The sequence below is a fragment of the Pseudomonas sp. 32_A genome (genome assembly GCF_017490905.1).
Taxonomy (GTDB): domain Bacteria; phylum Pseudomonadota; class Gammaproteobacteria; order Pseudomonadales; family Pseudomonadaceae; genus Aquipseudomonas; species Aquipseudomonas inefficax.
The window spans coordinates 1-16,652 of the sequence record NZ_JAFGYI010000040.1; the positions used below are offsets into that span (position 1 = coordinate 1).

The 16,652-nt window shown below is 62.6% G+C and carries 14 protein-coding genes; 9 read left to right on the forward strand and 5 right to left on the reverse strand.

What is annotated here, in order from left to right; all coding sequences use genetic code 11:
* Window positions 1-1,404: 1,404 nt before the first annotated feature.
* Window positions 1,405-2,049 carry an MBL fold metallo-hydrolase gene (locus J5M58_RS20830; protein ID WP_112252012.1) on the forward strand — a complete coding sequence of 215 codons (645 nt, stop codon included), beginning with the start codon at window positions 1,405-1,407 and terminating at the stop codon, window positions 2,047-2,049.
* Window positions 2,050-2,157: 108 nt separating this feature from the next.
* Entirely contained in the window at window positions 2,158-2,877 is a 720-nt protein-coding gene (locus J5M58_RS20835; RefSeq protein ID WP_013970946.1) for an OmpA family protein, read from the forward strand.
* 125 nt (window positions 2,878-3,002) lie between these two features.
* Here J5M58_RS20835 and pta read toward each other — a convergent pair whose 3' ends face one another.
* Window positions 3,003-5,090, reverse strand: a complete 2,088-nt coding sequence (gene pta / locus J5M58_RS20840) for a phosphate acetyltransferase (RefSeq protein WP_112252013.1) — start codon at window positions 5,088-5,090, stop codon at window positions 3,003-3,005.
* A 31-nt stretch (window positions 5,091-5,121) separates the two neighbouring features.
* On the reverse strand, window positions 5,122-5,424 hold the full coding sequence (locus J5M58_RS20845) for a DUF3565 domain-containing protein (protein WP_112252014.1): 303 nt from the start codon (window positions 5,422-5,424) through the stop codon (window positions 5,122-5,124).
* Here J5M58_RS20845 and J5M58_RS20850 point away from each other — a divergent pair.
* A complete protein-coding gene (locus J5M58_RS20850) occupies window positions 5,423-5,908 on the forward strand; it encodes a peptidylprolyl isomerase (RefSeq protein WP_003247325.1) in 486 nt (161 codons plus the stop codon). The two genes, J5M58_RS20845 and J5M58_RS20850, sit on opposite strands and share 2 nt — an antisense overlap.
* 143 nt (window positions 5,909-6,051) lie before the next feature.
* Entirely contained in the window at window positions 6,052-6,534 is a 483-nt protein-coding gene (locus J5M58_RS20855) for a glutathione peroxidase (protein WP_112252015.1), read from the forward strand.
* Window positions 6,535-6,663: 129 nt separating this feature from the next.
* On the opposite strand, the gene J5M58_RS20860 is transcribed toward J5M58_RS20855, so the two are convergent.
* Window positions 6,664-7,854 carry a glycosyltransferase family 1 protein gene (locus J5M58_RS20860; RefSeq protein WP_207879405.1) on the reverse strand — a complete coding sequence of 397 codons (1,191 nt, stop codon included), beginning with the start codon at window positions 7,852-7,854 and terminating at the stop codon, window positions 6,664-6,666.
* Between the two features lie 173 nt (window positions 7,855-8,027).
* Here J5M58_RS20860 and J5M58_RS20865 point away from each other — a divergent pair, with 173 nt between their 5' ends.
* On the forward strand, window positions 8,028-9,344 hold the full coding sequence (locus tag J5M58_RS20865; RefSeq protein WP_112252017.1) for a PAS domain-containing methyl-accepting chemotaxis protein: 1,317 nt from the start codon (window positions 8,028-8,030) through the stop codon (window positions 9,342-9,344).
* Window positions 9,345-9,515: 171 nt separating this feature from the next.
* Here the strand turns inward: J5M58_RS20865 and cysZ are convergent, their stop codons facing one another.
* Window positions 9,516-10,244 carry a sulfate transporter CysZ gene (cysZ, locus tag J5M58_RS20870; protein WP_112252018.1) on the reverse strand — a complete coding sequence of 243 codons (729 nt, stop codon included), beginning with the start codon at window positions 10,242-10,244 and terminating at the stop codon, window positions 9,516-9,518.
* A gap of 328 nt (window positions 10,245-10,572) precedes the next feature.
* Here cysZ and trxB point away from each other — a divergent pair, with 328 nt between their 5' ends.
* Complete coding sequence (trxB, locus tag J5M58_RS20875) at window positions 10,573-11,535, forward strand: thioredoxin-disulfide reductase (protein ID WP_025337720.1); 963 nt, start codon at window positions 10,573-10,575, stop codon at window positions 11,533-11,535.
* A 161-nt stretch (window positions 11,536-11,696) separates the two neighbouring features.
* Here the strand turns inward: trxB and nadC are convergent, their stop codons facing one another.
* A complete protein-coding gene (nadC, locus tag J5M58_RS20880; RefSeq protein ID WP_112252019.1) occupies window positions 11,697-12,545 on the reverse strand; it encodes a carboxylating nicotinate-nucleotide diphosphorylase in 849 nt (282 codons plus the stop codon).
* 242 nt (window positions 12,546-12,787) lie between these two features.
* Here nadC and J5M58_RS20885 point away from each other — a divergent pair, with 242 nt between their 5' ends.
* From J5M58_RS20885 to ampE, 3 genes are all read left to right on the forward strand, one after another.
* Window positions 12,788-14,935: a DUF1631 domain-containing protein gene (locus J5M58_RS20885; RefSeq protein ID WP_207879407.1), complete on the forward strand. Its 2,148-nt coding sequence runs from the start codon at window positions 12,788-12,790 to the stop codon at window positions 14,933-14,935.
* Window positions 14,936-15,213: 278 nt separating this feature from the next.
* On the forward strand, window positions 15,214-15,786 hold the full coding sequence (gene ampD, locus J5M58_RS20890) for a 1,6-anhydro-N-acetylmuramyl-L-alanine amidase AmpD (protein WP_112252021.1): 573 nt from the start codon (window positions 15,214-15,216) through the stop codon (window positions 15,784-15,786).
* Window positions 15,783-16,613, forward strand: a complete 831-nt coding sequence (gene ampE, locus J5M58_RS20895; RefSeq protein WP_112252022.1) for a regulatory signaling modulator protein AmpE — start codon at window positions 15,783-15,785, stop codon at window positions 16,611-16,613. Before ampD ends, ampE begins: the two co-directional genes overlap by 4 nt.
* Window positions 16,614-16,652: the final 39 nt, after the last annotated feature.

Here is a 16,652-nt window from a genome sequence, read left to right on the forward strand (position 1 = left end):
GATCGAGATCTCCAACGGCGGGGCGCTTGGGGGGGGGTTGTTCAGGTTGTTCTTGCCTTGAGAGAAGCTGGCAGAGCACGCCCGTATTGACACATCAAGCAACGCTTCCTGCTAATACAGCGGCGACGCTTCGTCGTGAGTTGTAGGAGCAATCTGATCTAAACCAAACGGGCCTTTGAGCTCTTTTCATCGGCGTTCACGCTGGTAATTATTCGGTTTTCGATGACTACCAGCAGAGCGGTTATGAAAAGATTTACTCAGGAGTTGAACCATTGCTCACCGACTGAAAGCTTGCGGGCGAATGAGCATCAGAAGAATGCAGGTTTCGGCGTAAACCGTTATGACCTTGCGTCGCTCCTCGGTCAGTGCGACTTCAATGTCCCGCAACCGAAAGACATGCGGACGTGGGACCGCATGCAACCAGTAGGTCGTGAGTTCTAAATGGACGGAGGCTCCATTTCGAATGCGGAGCTTGCATGAGAAGGCGAATCAGCAAACTCCGATACCAAATATTTCGCTCCCAAGCCCGTACCCTCACTCATGAGTTACTGTGTCGGCAGCCAGAACTACTGAGCGGAGATGTCGAGCTGGATCAAGTCCGGATAGAGCCCATAACGCACGAGGCCGTCAGCGCTAGCCTTGAATGGCTGACAAGTGGGTGTCTGTTTCCTTGGGAGGATATTGTCGACTGGAAGGATAGCGATCCCAAAGGGTTCGATCTTGCCATCTGGTTCGGAAGCGAGCTCTGTGGTCTCTGCTACGCAAGCCCTAGAAAGAGTCGCTTATGTATCAAGGTTATTCTGCTCCAAGGTAATCCCAGCAGGTCGCATCCACTCCGGGGAGAGATCGCTGGCTTGGCGCTGACATCGATAGACTTCTACGCTCGCATGTTGGGTTGTCAAGAGATTGAAATACAAGACCCTGTTGAAGGCGCAAAGTCAGTTTATGAGGCGCTTGGTTTCACCTGGACCGCCAAGGGTCGGCTTGTGATCCAGGTTGATCCCTAATAACATCGATTGCGTCGATCAAGCTTTTGGAGGTAACCATGCGATCCAAAACGAGACAGGTAGAATTGCTTGCCATTGCAAGATTCGAGGCTGAAGCCAGACGTCTTGCTGGTCGAGTCTCCAGTAACCAGCTCCGGTTTCTGCAGGTCGCGAAGGCGAAGGGGGCAGAGCTTGAGCCCGCAGGCCCTCTGGCAGGAATTCCGTCCTGAACGACAGCACGTCAGGCCTTGGGATATGCAGCCTTGCTGCACATTCGTATTAGTCTGAAAACCGGCCTATTGGCCGGTTTTTCGTTTGCATCAGGGGGCAACTTGCAATCCCGGCGACCTGCCTGCGCTTGAATGGATATATAGACTCGACGCTTTTAGCGCGCTGCGCTTTCCTCATGAGAACGTCAATGACCCAACCCCCGTCTTCACTCATCCGCGAAACCTTCCCTGTAGGCCCCCTGCAGTGCAACTGCACCCTGATCGGCGACCCGCTCACCAAAAAGGCCATCGTCGTCGACCCGGGCGGTGACCCGGACAAGATCCTTGCCCGCCTGCTGGCCCACGGGCTGACGCTGGTGAGCATCATCCACACTCATGCGCATTTCGATCACTTCCTTGCCTCGGGCAAGCTCAAGGAACTGACCGGTGCCACGCTGCACCTGCACAAGGACGACCAGGCGCTGTGGGACAACCTGGAAATGCAGTGCCAGATGTTCGGCGTGCCTTACACCCCGGTACCTGCGCCAGACCGCTGGCTGGGAGATGACGAAGAGTTGGCCTGCGGTTGTGGCGTGGCCTTGCATACGCCAGGCCACACGCCAGGCTCGATGAGCTTCTGGTTTGCCGACGCCAAGCTGCTGATCGCCGGCGATACCCTGTTCCGCCGTGGCATTGGCCGTACCGATCTGTGGGGTGGCGACCAGCGGGCCATCGTGCGTTCCATCAAGGAGCGGCTGTACCAGTTGGACGAGGAGGCTATCGTTGTGACTGGCCACGGGCCCGATACCCGGCTGGGCGACGAAATGCGCGAAAACCCCTTCGTGCGTGCCTGATGGCACATGAAGGCACTTTCACGGAATTTTTCGTTGCCGATGCAATCCAAGGCTGGCATAGATCCCTTTATGATCTGCCGCATTCATGAATTCAGTAGGAGCTTGTCCATGTTCACCATGCGTCGTCTGATTATCGTCGCAACCGCCGCTGCCCTGATGACCGGCTGTGCCGGCCAGAACCCTTATGACAGCCAGGGGCAGGCGCAGGGCTCCACAGGGATGAGCAAAACCGCCAAGTACGGCGGCCTGGGCGCGCTGGCCGGTGCTATCGCCGGTGCTGCCATCGACCACAACAACCGTGGCAAGGGTGCCCTGATCGGCGCTGCTGCCGTGGGTGCCGCCGCAGCCGGTTATGGCTACTACGCCGACAAGCAGGAAGCCGAACTGCGCGCGCAGATGGCCAATACCGGTGTGGAAGTACAGCGCCAGGGTGACCAGATCAAGCTGATCATGCCGGGCAACATCACCTTCGCCACCGACTCGGCCAACATCGCGCCAAGCTTCTACTCGCCGCTGAACAACCTGGCCGGCTCGTTCAAGCAGTTCAACCAGAACACCATCGAAGTGGTCGGCTTCACCGACAGCACTGGCAGCCGCCAGCACAACATGGACCTGTCGCAGCGCCGTGCACAGGCGGTCAGCACCTACCTGACCTCGCAGGGTGTGGATGCCTCGCGTATCACCGTACGTGGCATGGGCCCGGACCAGCCGATCGCCAGCAACGCCGATGCCAATGGCCGTGCGCAGAACCGCCGCGTGGAAGTGAACCTGAAGCCGATTCCGGGTCAGCAGTATGACCAGCAAGGTCAGGTTCAGCAGTATCCCTGATTGACCGGAGTGACCCTGTGGGAGCGGGTTGACCCGCGAACACCGGCGTAGCCGGTGCCAAACACCGCGTCGCATTCTTCGCGGGTGAACCCGCTCCCACAGGGGCTGCAAGACAGCCCCGGTTTTTAGCGCACCACGCTGGCCTGAATCGCCGTCAGGGCGATGGTATGCACGATATCGTCAACCTGCGCCCCGCGTGGCAAGTCGTTCACCGGCTTGCGCAACCCTTGCAGCATCGGCCCAAGGCTGACCCCGTCGGTACTGCGTTGTACCGCCTTGTGCGTCGTGTTGCCGGTGTTCAGGTCAGGGAACACGAACACTGTGGCACGCCCGGCCACCGGGCTGTCCGGCGCCAGCTCGCGGGCAATCGCCGGGTTGGCCGCCGCGTCATACTGCAACGGCCCGTCGATCAGCAGCTCCTGCGCCGCGCCTTGTGCCAGGCGGGTCGCTTCGCGCACTTTCTCGACTTCCTCGTCGCTGGCCGAATCGCTTGAATAACTGATCATCGCCACCCGTGGTGCGATGCCGAAGGCCTGCGCCGATTCGGCACTCTGCCGGGCGATCTCGGCCAGTTCGACAGCACTCGGGTGCGGGTTCATCACACAGTCGCCGTACACCAGCACCTGCTCGGGGAACAGCATGAAGAACACCGACGACACCAGGCTCGAGCCCGGTGCGGTCTTGATCAATTGCAGGGCCGGGCGGATGGTGTTGGCGGTGGAGTGCACCAGGCCCGAGACCAGGCCGTCCACTTCGTCCAGAGCCAGCATCATGGTACCGATCACCACCGGGTCTTCCAGTTGCTGTTCGGCCATTGGTGCATTGAGGTTCTTGCTCTTGCGCAGCTCGACCATCGGCTCAACATAGCGCCGGCGAATCACATCGGGGTCGAGAATTTCCAGGCCCGGCGGCAAGGTGATGCCTTGGGCGCGGGCCACGGCGTCGACATCCTCGGGCTTGGCCAGCAGCACGCAGCGGGCAATGCCGCGGGCCTGGCAGATGGCCGCAGCCTGCACCAGCAGCGGCTGGGCGCCTTCCGGCAGGACGATGCGCTTGTTGGCCTGCTGCGCCCGCTGGATCAACTGGTAGCGGAACACCGCCGGCGACAGGCGCAGCTCGCGCGGGGTACCACAACGCTGGTGCAGCCAGGCGGCGTCGAGGTGGCTGGCGACGAAGTCGGTGATGAATTCGGCGCGCTCGCGGTCGTCCACCGGGATTTCGCGGTTCAGCGAGTTAAGCTGGTTGGCGGTGTCGTACGAGCCGGTGCTGACCGACAGGATCGGCAGGCCGGCCTGCAGGGCGCCACGGCACAAGCCCAAAATGCGAGGGTCTGGCTTACCGTCACTGGTCAGCAGCAGGCCGGCCAGCGGTACGCCGTTGATCGCCGCCAGGCTGACGGCGAGGATGATGTCGTCGCGGTCGCCGGGGGTCACCACCAGGGTACCCGAGGTAAGCAGCGGTACCGTGTTGGCCACGGTGCGCGCGCAGATGATGATCTTGCTCATGCGCCGTTGTTCATAGTCACCGGCATTGAGCACCTGGGCACCGAGCAGGTCGGCCACGTCGCGGGTGCGCGGGGCGTTCAGTTCGGGCTGGTAGGGGATACAGCCCAGCAGGCGGAAGTCGTTGCCACGCAGTAGCGGCGAGTGCTCACGCAGGCGGGTGGAAAAGTCCGCCATGCTTTCTTCGGTGCGCACCTTGTTGAGGATTACCCCGAGCACTTTCGGGTCGCGCGGGCCGCCGAACAACTGGGCCTGCAGTTCGACCCGACCGGACAGCTCGCTGAGCACTTCGTTTTCCGGCGCCGATACCAGGATCACCTCGGCATCCAGGCTCTTGGCCAGGTGCAGGTTGACCCGTGCCGCATAGCTGGCGTGGCGCGTGGGCACCATGCCCTCGACCACCACCACGTCGTTGCCGATGCAGGCTTGCTGGTACAGGCGGATGATTTCTTCGAGCAACTCGTCCAGCTGGCCATCGCCAAGCATGCGCTCGACATGGGCCAGGCTAAGCGGCACAGGAGGCTTGATGCCATGAGTGCGGGCGACCAGCTCGGTGGAGCGCTCGGGGCCGGTGTCACCCGGGTGGGGCTGAGCGATCGGCTTGAAGAAGCCGACCTTCAGGCCGGCGCGCTCAAGGGTGCGCACCAGGCCCAGGCTGATGGAGGTCAGGCCGACACCGAAATCGGTCGGCGCAATGAAAAATGTCTGCATGCGTGCTTCTCGAAATAAGCGGTGCAAGAAATTAACGGCCAAGGGTAGCGCTATCGGCCCCTTGTGCGCACCAGCCGCAAGCGAAAGGCTGGCCGATGCGTTGCGCGCGCTGGGCCGGGTCGAGCACCCAGGGGCGCGCCTGCCACGGCGGCTGGTGGCGCAGGTGCTGGGTGTGGCCACAGGAAAGCTCGGCCACCCAGTGGCCCTCTTCGTCCTGGTGGAAGCCGGTGATCCGACTGATGGGCCGTTGCTCGTCCGCGGTGCGTTCGCAATCGGGCGATGGCTTGGTTACACTTGTCCGCTCTACATTCTTTTGCAAAAGGTCTTGCCCCATGCTGATCGCCGCCAACAAGGCTGTCTCCATCGACTATACCCTGACCAACGACGCCGGGGAGACCATCGACAGCTCCGCCGGCGGTGCACCGCTGGTTTACCTGCACGGTGCCGGCAACATCATCCCGGGCCTGGAAAAAGCCCTGGAAGGCAAGCAGGCCGGTGACGAGCTGAACGTTTCCATCGAGCCGGAAGAGGCCTACGGCGAATACCTGGCCGAGCTGGTCAGCACCCTGAACCGCAGCCTGTTCGAAGGTGTCGACGAGCTGGAAGTGGGCATGCAGTTCCACGCTTCGGCGCCGGATGGCCAGATGCAGATCGTCACCATCCGCGACATCGACGGCGACGACGTGACCGTCGACGGCAACCACCCGCTGGCCGGCCAGCGCCTGACCTTCCAGGTCAAGGTAGTCAACGTGCGTGATGCCAGCGACGAAGAAATCGCTCACCGCCACATCCACGGTGAAGGTGGCCATCACCACTGATTTTCTGCGCTAAGCTCAGAAAGTCGCCAGGCGCTCGGGCAAGCCGATTTGCCTTCCTACGGGAGGTGGACGGCTTGGACGAGCGCCTTTTTAGTGGGCGGAATTCGCCTGCGCGGCAACCGGGAACCTGAGAGGGATTCATCATGAGTGCATTTCACGACCTGAAACTGGACGCGTTGAACGGCGGGGAACTGCCCCTCTCGCCATTCAAGGGCCAAGTGGTGCTGGTGGTCAACGTTGCCTCCAAGTGTGGCCTCACGCCGCAATACAAGGCCCTGGAGAACCTCTACCAGGTATACAAGGACAAGGGCTTCAACGTGCTTGGTCTGCCGTGCAACCAGTTTGCCGGCCAGGAGCCTGGCAGCGAAAAGGAAATCCAGGAGTTCTGCAGCCTCAATTACGGGGTGAGCTTCCCGCTGGGTGCCAAGCTGGAGGTCAACGGGCCGCAGCGCCACTCGCTGTACCGCCTGCTGGCGGGTGAGGGGGCAGAGTTCCCGGGGGATATTACCTGGAACTTCGAGAAGTTCCTGGTGGGCAAGGATGGGCGGGTGCTGGCGCGCTTTTCGCCGCGCACTGCTCCGGATGATCCAGCGGTGGTGCAGGCTATCGAGAAGGCATTGGCCTGAGCGCCTGACGAGGTCCCCCTGTAGGAGCGGCCTTGTGTCGCGATCGGGCTGCAGAGCAGCCCCTCGATGTAGTGGCAATGCTGGCATCCGGGGGCCGCTTTGCGGCCCGATCGCGACACAAGGCCGCTCCTACACAGATCGCGTAGCACCCAGCCTCGAAGCTGATGAAGTCGCAGCCTGGTTCCGGGCTGCATGCAGATACCCCTCGAACTGCTCGACAATCGCCGGCCAGCCCTGGCGGCTGGCATGCTTTCGTGCATTCAGGCGCACCCGCCGTAACGTTTCTTCTTCCTCCAGCAACCAGCAGGCTGCATCGATGAACGCTGCCTGATCCCCCGGCATGGCCAGTGCGCCGCTATGACCATGGCGAAGGTGCTGCGCAGCGGCTGCCTCGTCATATGCGACCACTGCCAACCCCGAGGCCATGGCTTCGAGCACCACATTGCCAAAGGTTTCGGTCAGGCTCGGAAACAAGAACAGGTCACCGCTGGCGTAGTGTTCGGCCAGTACCTCGCCACGCTGGGCGCCACAGAACACGGCATCCGGTACCTGCTGTTCGAGGGTGGCACGCTGTGGGCCGTCCCCCACGATGACCAGGCGCATGCGTTTGTGCGGAAAAGTATTCTGCAGTGCCTGCAGGCTCGGACGCAGCAAGCCCAGGTTCTTTTCCGCCGCAAGCCGCCCGACATGCAGGACTGCGATGTCATCCGGCCCAAGCCCCCAGCTTTTTCGTAATGCGGGGCTGCGCCGGGCCGGGTTGAACAGGCAGGCATCGACCCCTCGGGCCAATAGCTCCAGGCGTTCGAAGCCACGGCGTTCAAGCTCCAGACGCTGGCTGAGGCTGGGTACCAGGGTGATCGCCGTGCGCCGATGGAACCAGCGCAGGTAGTGGGTGAGCAGGCGCGTCAGCAGGCCCAGCCCGTACTGGCCGGAGTACTGCGGGAAGTTGGTGTGGAAGCCGCTGACCACCGCTACCCCCAGGCGCCGGGCCGCGCGCAATGCGCTGAGCCCAAGCGGCCCCTCGGTGGCGATGTACAGCACGTCCGGGCGCTGCCGGCGCCAGCGACGCACCAGCTTGTGCATCGACACCTCGCCCCACTGCAAGCCCGGGTAACCAGGCAGTGGCCAGCCACGGCACAGCACCAGGTTCGGGTCGTTGTGCAGCGGTGCTTCACCGGCCTGGCGCGGGCGCACCACTTCGATCTCATGGCCGCGCTGGCGCAATCCTTCGCTGAGTCGGCCAAGGGTGTTGGCCACGCCGTTGATCTCGGGTGGGAAGGTTTCGCTGACCAGGGTAATGCGTAGGGCGGGTGTATTCATGACAAAAAGTGTCCGCCTGCTGGATTGCGCCGATGTGACTGAAATGTGACGTACAGATGACGCCTGATCGCCGACGCTTTTGGCCTTGTGAATTTTTCCTTGCAAGGGTGCTCAAGAGGGGGCACCGGCAGCCGATGAAGATGCATCAGACGATGCGCTCCAGGAGAGCGGTGATGTTCAACAACAAGCTCAAGCAAGAAATCCGGCAGTTGCGCGAAGACCTGATGTCCATCGAACAGGTCAAGAGTAGCCTCGACAGCGAGATGCTGGTGCTGCAACTCGATCCCCAGGGGCGGATCGAGATGGTCAACGGCAACTTCGAGAGCGAGATGCTCTACCGTGCCGAACAGTTGCTTGGGCGCAACATCGAGGACATCGTCCCCGCCCATGTGAAGACGCTGGATTTCTACCAGCGCATGAAAGGCGCAATCAGCCGCGGTGAACACCTGAACGGTGCATTCCGCCTGCTGCGCGGCAATGGCCAGGAGGCCTGGTTACGGTCCATCCTGCAGCCAGTCAAGAACAGTGAAGGGCGCATCAAGTATTTCACGCTGCACTCCAGCGACCTTACCCGCACCATCGAGACCTCCCGCGAGCACGAAAGCCTGATCAAGGCGCTGATGCGTTCCACCGCCGTGATCGAATTCGCCCTGGATGGCACCGTGCTCACCGCCAACGAACGCTTCCTGGCTACCCTTGGTTATCGCCTGGAGCAGATCCGTGGCAAGCATCACCGTATGTTCTGCGAGCCGGAGGAGGCCAACTCGGCCGGTTACCAGGCGTTCTGGGACAAGCTGCGCCGTGGCGAGTTCGTTGCCGAACGCTTCAAGCGTATCGATGCCCATGGCCGGGTGGTCTGGCTGGAGGCTTCGTACAACCCCATCTTCGATGCCCATGACGTGCTGTACAAGGTGGTCAAGTTCGCCACCGTCATCACCGACCAGGTCAACCAGGAGCTTGCGGTGGCCGAAGCGGCAGATGTCGCCTACAACACCTCGCTGGGTACCGATGCCAGCGCTCGCAAGGCCACCGATGTGGTCACCCAGAGTGTCAGCGTGATGCGCGGGCTGGAAGCTTCGATGCAAGAGGCGGCAGAGGGCATCCAGGCGCTGGATACCCAGTCGCGGGTGATCGGTTCGATCATCAAGACCATCAGCGACATTGCCGGGCAGACCAACCTGCTGGCGCTGAACGCGGCCATCGAAGCGGCCCGCGCCGGCGAGCAGGGGCGTGGGTTTGCCGTGGTTGCCGATGAAGTGCGCCAATTGGCCTCGCGTACCAGCACCGCCACCGAGGAAATCGCCCGGGTGGTGCAGCAGAACGAACAACTGGCCCAGGCGGCTGTGGCGATCATCGACACCAGCAAGCGTCAGGCCGAGCAGGGGCTGGCACTGGCGGACGAGACAGGGAACGTGATTGTCGAGATCCAGGACGGGGCGAAGCGGGTGGTGGATGTGGTGGGGCAGTTTTCCAGCCGATTGGGGCAGTAGGACCAAGACCAGACACAGTCTGCTTTTTTGTAGGAGCGGCCTTGTGTCGCGAAAGGGCCGCAGAGCGGCCCCAGGATTTCAGCATCAATGCACGAATTGCTGGGGCCGCTTTGCAGCCCTTTCGCGACACAAGGCCGCTCCCACAGGAGGCCGCGCAAGGTCCGATAGGGATCAGTTGCGCTCCCGCACCCAGAACAATGTGGCCCCGGCCACCGCCGCCGGCATCATCAGCACGTTCACCAGCGGAATCATCAACGCCAGGTAGGTAATGCCGCCAAAGCCCAGCGACTGCCAGCGCTTCTGGCGCAGCCAGGCGAGCATGTCCTGCCAGCTCATCTTGTTGTTGTCCGCCGGGTAGTCGATGTACTGGATAGCCATCATCCATACACCGAAGATCAGCCATAGCGGCGCCGCCACCACGTTGACCACCGGGATCAGCGACAGGATGAACAGGCCGATGGCCCGCGGCAGGAAGTAGCCCAGCTTGCGCATTTCACGGCCAAAGGTGCGTGGCACCATGGCCATCAGTTCGCCCCAGCTGAACGCCGGGAAGTTGTCCTGGCCACGCACCACTACCTCGACCTTTTCCGCCAGAAAGCCATTGAACGGCGCGGCAATGATGTTGGCCACCAGGGTGAAGGTGAAGAACACCATCAGCACCACCAGGGCGACGAACAGCGGCCACAGGATGTAGGTGAGGAAGCTCAGCCAGCTCGGCAAGCTCGGCATGAGGGCGTCCACCCACAGGCTGAACTGATGCCCGGCGAAGTAGATCAGGCCGCCGAACAGCAGCAGGTTGACCGCCAGTGGCAGCAGCACGAACAAACGCAGGTTCGGGCTCAGCACCAGTTTCAGGCCTTCGCGCAGGTACTGGGGGCCAGAGAGTGCAGGGGCTTGCATCGAGAAACTCCGCAGAGAAGGGAAACGCGCTGACCTTACCGAGTTTGTCGCGCCGACGAAAGGCGGGCAGCGAGCGGGAAACGGGCTGTAACAAAAGCAGCAAGGCTTGGCTATCGATGAAATCGCTGAATAGACGATTGCTATGAGGTGGATTGTCGAAGGATATTTCCTTAATCTTTGCGACCTCGCTACAGTGCGCTCAACTTTCTGCTTTCCGGGCCTGCGCGTTGTAGCCTTCCCCAAGTGCTGCGTGGGTCCTTTTTAATTTCCAAGCTGGCGCAGCCGGTACACGATGCCGGCCCTGCGGCCCGCTCGACAGGAGTTCGACATGTCTGAAGTACGTCATTCGCGCGTCATCATTCTCGGTTCCGGCCCTGCCGGTTACAGCGCCGCGGTATACGCCGCCCGTGCCAACCTCAAGCCGCTGCTGATCACCGGCATGCAGGCTGGCGGCCAGCTGACCACCACCACCGAAGTCGACAACTGGCCGGGCGACCCCCACGGCCTGACCGGCCCGGCGCTGATGCAGCGCATGCAGGAACACGCCGAGCGTTTCGAAACCGAAATCGTCTTCGACCACATCAACGCCGTCGACCTGGCCAACAAGCCCTTCACCCTGCAGGGTGACAGCGGCAAGTACACCTGCGACGCGCTGATCATCGCTACTGGCGCCAGCGCCCGCTACCTGGGCCTGCCGTCGGAAGAAACCTTCATGGGCAAGGGTGTTTCGGCCTGCGCCACCTGCGACGGCTTCTTCTACCGCAACAAGCCGGTTGCCGTGGTGGGCGGCGGTAACACTGCAGTTGAAGAGGCGCTGTACCTGGCCAACATCGCCAGCAAGGTGACCCTGGTACACCGTCGCGATACCTTCCGCGCCGAGAAGATCCTGGTCGACAAGCTGCACGCCCGTGTGGCCGAAGGCAAGATCGAGCTCAAGCTCAACGCCACCCTGGACGAAGTGCTGGGTGACAACATGGGCGTGACCGGTGCGCGCCTGAAGAACAACGATGGCAGCAGCGACGAAATCAAGGTCGACGGCGTGTTCATCGCCATCGGCCACACCCCGAACACCTCGCTGTTCGAAGGCCAGCTGACCCTCAAGGACGGCTACCTGGTGGTCAACGGCGGCCGTGAAGGCAATGCCACCGCCACCAACGTCGAGGGCGTGTTCGCCGCCGGTGACGTGGCTGACCACGTTTACCGCCAGGCCATTACCTCGGCCGGTGCCGGCTGCATGGCGGCGCTGGATGTCGAGCGTTACCTGGACGGTTTGGCCAACGCTTCGTTCTGATTCTGAATCGCCGGGGCTGCTTTGCAGCCCATTCGCAGCACAAGGCTGCTCCTACAGGGCGTACGTAACCCTTTGTAGGAGCAGCCTTGTGCTGCGAATGGGGCGCAAAGCGCCCCCAAAAAACCGGCTCAATGGCCGGTTTTTTTGCGTCCACAATCAGCTTACAGACTCAACCGCATCGACAGGTCCACCGCCTTCACATCTTTGGTCATGGCACCAATCGAGATGTAGTCCACCCCAGTCTCGGCAATTACCCGCAAGGTCGCCTCGTTGACCCCGCCGCTGGCCTCCAGCTTGGCCTTGCCCGCAGTGATGCGCACTGCTTCGCGCATTTCTTCCAGGTTCAGCTCGTCGAGCATGATGATGTCGGCACCTGCAGCCAGTGCCTGGCGCAGCTCATCCAGGCTTTCCACTTCGATTTCCACCGGCTTGCCCGGCGCAATACGGTGCGCCGCCGCCACGGCCGCAGCCACGCCGCCGCTGGCGGCGATATGGTTTTCCTTGATCAGGAAAGCGTCGTACAGGCCGATGCGGTGGTTGTCGCAACCGCCACAGGTCACTGCATACTTCTGCGCCAGGCGCAGGCCCGGCAGGGTTTTGCGGGTGTCCAGCAGGCGCACCTGGGTGCCTTCCACCAGCTCGGCCAGGAAGCGCGCACGGGTGGCGACCCCCGACAGCATCTGCAGGAAGTTCAGTGCACTGCGCTCACCACTGAGCAGCGAACGCGCGGGGCCCTCCAGATGGAACAGCGGCTGGTTGGCCGTGGCGCGCTCGCCATCTGCCACCTGCCAGTGCACAGCCACGCGCGGGTCGAGTTGGCGGAACACGGCATCGACCCAGGCGGTGCCGGCGATCACGCAGTCTTCGCGGGTGATGATGGTCGCCTTGGCCAGGCGCTCGGCCGGGATCAGCTGCGCAGTGATATCGCCACTGCCGATGTCCTCCAACAGCGCGCGGCGCACGTTGGCTTCGATTTCAGCGGTCAGGTCGGCAAGGCGTAGGTTCGGCATGGTCGGCTCCACAAGCTAGATGCCGGCGATTATAGGGCAGGGGGCCGGTGTGTACAGTCGCCTTGGCGATGACCTTTGGTCGGCCGGTGTGAGCAAGCGGGGTAAATCAAGGTCATTAGCCAGCCAGTGAAACGGCGCTGGCAGCTGTGCGGGTTTTTACCGATAATGGTGACCAGTATTTGGCGTCATGACTTTGACGATCTTCAGCCCCCTCGGGCGAGACACCCTGCAAGGAGTACGGGATGCAAAAAGAAGGCAAGGTGGTGGCCTTGGCGGCAGCCATCGATCGAGGCGGGCGTGCGCCTCTGCCTTGCCTTCCGGTGTTGCTCCTGCAGGTGCGCGACAAGGCCGCCTTGCAGTTGCGTCAGGGCTTGCAGGGTTTGTTCGACAACGCCGACGACACCCTCTTCGAGATGGCCGACAAGGCCTTCGACCGCGCTGACCAGAACCTGTACTTCGAGGCCATGCGCGACCTGCGCCTGAAGCGCAAGAGTATCGAGCGCGGTTTTCTCGACACGTTCCATGATGCCTTTGCCCGTATCGGCCAGGTCGACCTGCTGGCGCACCTGGTCGAGCCCGGCAACCTGCGCAGCAAGGCCCAGGCGGAAAGGGCTGCCGCGATCGAAGGCATGGTCGCGCGGGTGCTGTCACGCGACGGCATCGCCCTGCAGCAACTGGGCCTGCGCTTGCAGGTACTGCTCGACCGCCCCCTGCAGGAGCAGCACAACCCGTTGGGGCCCGCAGCGCTGTGCAGTTACTTCCTCGACGCTGGCCGCAATCTGGGGGTTGGCCTGCGGGTCAAGCTGGTCCTGCTCAAACTGTTCGAGCGCTATGTATTGCGCGATGCCGACGTGATCTATGGTGAAGCCAACCAGTTGCTGGCCGCCGCTGGCGTGCTGCCCGAGTTGCCCTCGGCACCGCGCCGACGTGCCGAAGACCGGCGCATGAGTGCGCGACGTGGGCCGGCGAACCTGGGGCACGAGGTGGGCGCGGACGCGGCAGGGCAGGCTTTCTTTACCTCGTTGCAAACACTGCTGGCCCCGATGCGTGGGCAGTTCGCGCCTCGTTTGCAGGCGGTGGCCGCCGCCCAGCCAATCAGCACCGCCGACCTGTTGCGCCTGCTTTCGCACCTGCAGCATTACGTGCCCGCTACCCACGAGGTCGACGATTTCGAGCTTGGTCAGCAGCTTGAACAATTGCTGTTGCGGGTCAGCGTGCGCAGCGGCACACGACGGCGCATCGACGTGGCTGATGAGGACATGATCAACCTGGTTGGTCTGCTGTTCGCCTTCATCCAGGACGACGACAACCTGCCGGACAGCCTGCGTGCGCTGATCGGGCGTCTGCATATTCCGCTGCTGAAAGTGGCCCTGCTGGACAAGGGGCTGTTCAGTCGTGCCAGCCACCCGGCCCGCCGGCTGCTCAACGAGATTGCTGGTGCGACAATTGGTTGGGAATGTGGCGGCGACGGCATGCGCGACAGCCTGCATCTGCGGGTGGAGCGTATCGTCCAGCGCCTGCTCAATGATTTTGCCGAAGATGCCAGCCTGTTCGCTGAACTGCTGGAGGACTTCCTCGCTTTCAACCAGGACGAGCGGCGGCGCAACGAGCTACTTGAACAACGCACCCGCGACGCGGAAGAAGGGCGTGCCCGAACCCTGCAGGCCAGGCAGCAGGTGCAGCGCGTACTCAACCTGCGCCTGCGCGGCCGGTTATTGCCGCAGGTGGTGGTGCAGATGCTGGTGCAGGCCTGGAGCCAGGTACTGCTGCTGGCCTGGCTCAAGCAGGGTGAGGCATCCCAGGCCTGGCGGGACGCCTTGCAGACGATGGACACGCTGCTGGCCAGCATCACTCCACCGCATGAGCCGCATGCCTTGCTGCAGCAGGTGCCGGGCTTGCTCAAGGCACTGCGCGATGGCCTGGCCAGCGTGGCCCTGGACTCGGCAGCGACGCGCGAATTCTTCCTGCAACTGGAGCAGTTGCACCTGCGTGCCTGCGCAGGTGAATCGATGCAACCCGGTGGTGAGGGCCATCCTCTGAGCGAGGTGTTTGTGGCCGAGGACATCGTCCTGGCGATTGCCGAAGAACCCGCTTGTGCCCCGTTGCAGTTTGCCGACGGGCAGGCTGCGGCCGTGCGCCAGGTGCAGCGCCTGCGTATCGGTACCTGGGTCGAGGTGCTGGATGAGGACGAACCGCTGCGCTGCAAACTGGTGGCGCGCATCGACAGCAGCGACCGGCTGGTATTCGCCAACCGCACCGGCATGAAAGTGCGCGAATGGAACGGTGCCAGCCTGGCCCTGGCACTGCACCGGGGCGATGTGCGGGTGCTGGATGACGGGCTGTTGTTCGAGCGGGCGCTGGAGGCGGTGCTCGACAGTTTGCGCCGTTAGCAGCAACTGTCCTGGGCAAAGCCTGCAAGTTGGCACGATCGGCAGGCAGTTCGCTTACCCTGTGGGAGCGGGTTCACCCGCGAAGAATCCAGCGCGGTGCTTGGCACCGGCTGCGCCGGTGTTCGCGGGTGAACCCGCTCCCACAGAGACCCTGCTCAATTAATGATTTTTGTGCAGCTCTATGAGAGCGCCGCCGGGATTACAATCATTCACATGCAAACGGCATTGTCCACAGGGCATACTGATGCTCTGTTCACGGCGTTTTCAGGATCTGCCCCATGCAATTGGACCGTGCTACTGGCTGGTTCCACGGAATCGGAATCACCCACTGCCCCTCGCCGAACTTCAATGCCCGCCCCGAAGGCGAATCGATTTCCCTGCTGGTGATCCACAACATCAGCCTGCCGCCTGCCTGCTTCGGCACCGGCAAGGTCCAGCAGTTCTTCCAGAACCGCCTGGACCCCAATGAACATCCATATTTCGCCAGCATCAACCACCTGACCGTGTCGGCACACCTGTTCGTCGAGCGTGATGGTGCGGTGACCCAGTTCGTGTCGTTGCGCGACCGCGCCTGGCATGCCGGTGTGTCGTGCTTCGACGGGCGTGAGGGCTGTAACGATTTCTCCATCGGTATCGAACTGGAAGGCACCGACGACCTGCCCTATACCGATGCTCAGTATGCGGTGCTGGCGCAACTTACCTGGCACATCCGCAGTGCCTGGCCAGCCATCGACCTGGGCCGCATCCAGGGCCATAGCGACATTGCCCCGCAGCGCAAGACCGACCCCGGCCCGGCCTTCGACTGGCCGCGCTACCGACAGGCGCTGCAGCAAAACGAGGACAAGGCATGAGTTTTCTGGTGTTGTTGCTGGCGCTGTGGGTCGAGAAGTTCTCGGCCTTGCGCCATCAAGTGCAGCGCGACGGGTTTTTCCTTGGCGAACTGGTGCGCCTGGAGCGCAGCGGCAAGGTGCACCCCTGGTGGACGCTGGCCATCCTGGTATTGGCACCGGTAGTGCTGCTGGTATTGCTGCTGCATGTGCTGGACCCGGTGGCGTATGGCTTGCTGGCGTTGCCGGTGCACCTGCTGGTGCTGATCTACAGCCTGGGCCGCGGCGATGCCAAAGCATCGTTGGGGCCATTCCGCGATGCCTGGCGGCGTGGTGATGACCAAGCCGCGCTGCACGTGGCCGAGCGTGACTTGGGGCTGGTTGCCGACGAGCCGCACAGCCTGTTGGTGCGGGTACAGGGCAACTTGCTGTGGCAGGTGTACCAGGGCTTTTTCGCGGTGATCTTCTGGTACTTCGTGCTGGGTCCGGGTGCAGCCCTGGCCTATCGCCTGCTGGCGCTGTGTGGCGAACACAGCAAGCAACCGACGTTGAAGGCCCGTGCCGAGCAGCTGAGGCACATCATGGACTGGCTGCCTGTACGGGTGCTGGCCTTGAGTTTTGCCCTGGTAGGCAACTTCCTCGCGGTTACCCGGGTAATGCTGCACGAAGTGCTCAACTGGCACATCAGCGCCGCACACCTGGTGGCGCGGGTCGGGCGCATTGCCGATGATATTCCCGAGGAAGAAGACAGCCAGCGCGGGCTGGGCCGGCTGGACAGCCTGTGGGAGTTGCTGCTGCGCTGTGCGGTGCTGTGGTATGCCGGGTTTGCGCTGTGGACGGTGCTGGTCTGATCTGAAGCCGGGCGCATACCTCTGTAGGAGCGGCCTTGT

Bases quoted from the DNA above. Each gene is read 5' to 3' on its own strand.
- nadC (WP_112252019.1), bottom strand. From the start codon at position 12,545: ATGCCGAACCTACGCCTTGCCGACCTGACCGCTGAAATCGAAGCCAAC.
- pta (WP_112252013.1), bottom strand. From the start codon at position 5,090: ATGCAGACATTTTTCATTGCGCCGACCGATTTCGGTGTCGGCCTGACC.
- J5M58_RS20865 (WP_112252017.1), top strand. From the start codon at position 8,028: ATGTTCAACAACAAGCTCAAGCAAGAAATCCGGCAGTTGCGCGAAGAC.
- J5M58_RS20845 (WP_112252014.1), bottom strand. From the start codon at position 5,424: ATGGGGCAAGACCTTTTGCAAAAGAATGTAGAGCGGACAAGTGTAACC.
- J5M58_RS20830 (WP_112252012.1), top strand. From the start codon at position 1,405: ATGACCCAACCCCCGTCTTCACTCATCCGCGAAACCTTCCCTGTAGGC.
- J5M58_RS20850 (WP_003247325.1), top strand. From the start codon at position 5,423: ATGCTGATCGCCGCCAACAAGGCTGTCTCCATCGACTATACCCTGACC.
- J5M58_RS20855 (WP_112252015.1), top strand. From the start codon at position 6,052: ATGAGTGCATTTCACGACCTGAAACTGGACGCGTTGAACGGCGGGGAA.
- trxB (WP_025337720.1), top strand. From the start codon at position 10,573: ATGTCTGAAGTACGTCATTCGCGCGTCATCATTCTCGGTTCCGGCCCT.
- J5M58_RS20860 (WP_207879405.1), bottom strand. From the start codon at position 7,854: ATGAATACACCCGCCCTACGCATTACCCTGGTCAGCGAAACCTTCCCA.
- J5M58_RS20885 (WP_207879407.1), top strand. From the start codon at position 12,788: ATGCAAAAAGAAGGCAAGGTGGTGGCCTTGGCGGCAGCCATCGATCGA.
- ampD (WP_112252021.1), top strand. From the start codon at position 15,214: ATGCAATTGGACCGTGCTACTGGCTGGTTCCACGGAATCGGAATCACC.
- cysZ (WP_112252018.1), bottom strand. From the start codon at position 10,244: ATGCAAGCCCCTGCACTCTCTGGCCCCCAGTACCTGCGCGAAGGCCTG.
- J5M58_RS20835 (WP_013970946.1), top strand. From the start codon at position 2,158: ATGTTCACCATGCGTCGTCTGATTATCGTCGCAACCGCCGCTGCCCTG.
- ampE (WP_112252022.1), top strand. From the start codon at position 15,783: ATGAGTTTTCTGGTGTTGTTGCTGGCGCTGTGGGTCGAGAAGTTCTCG.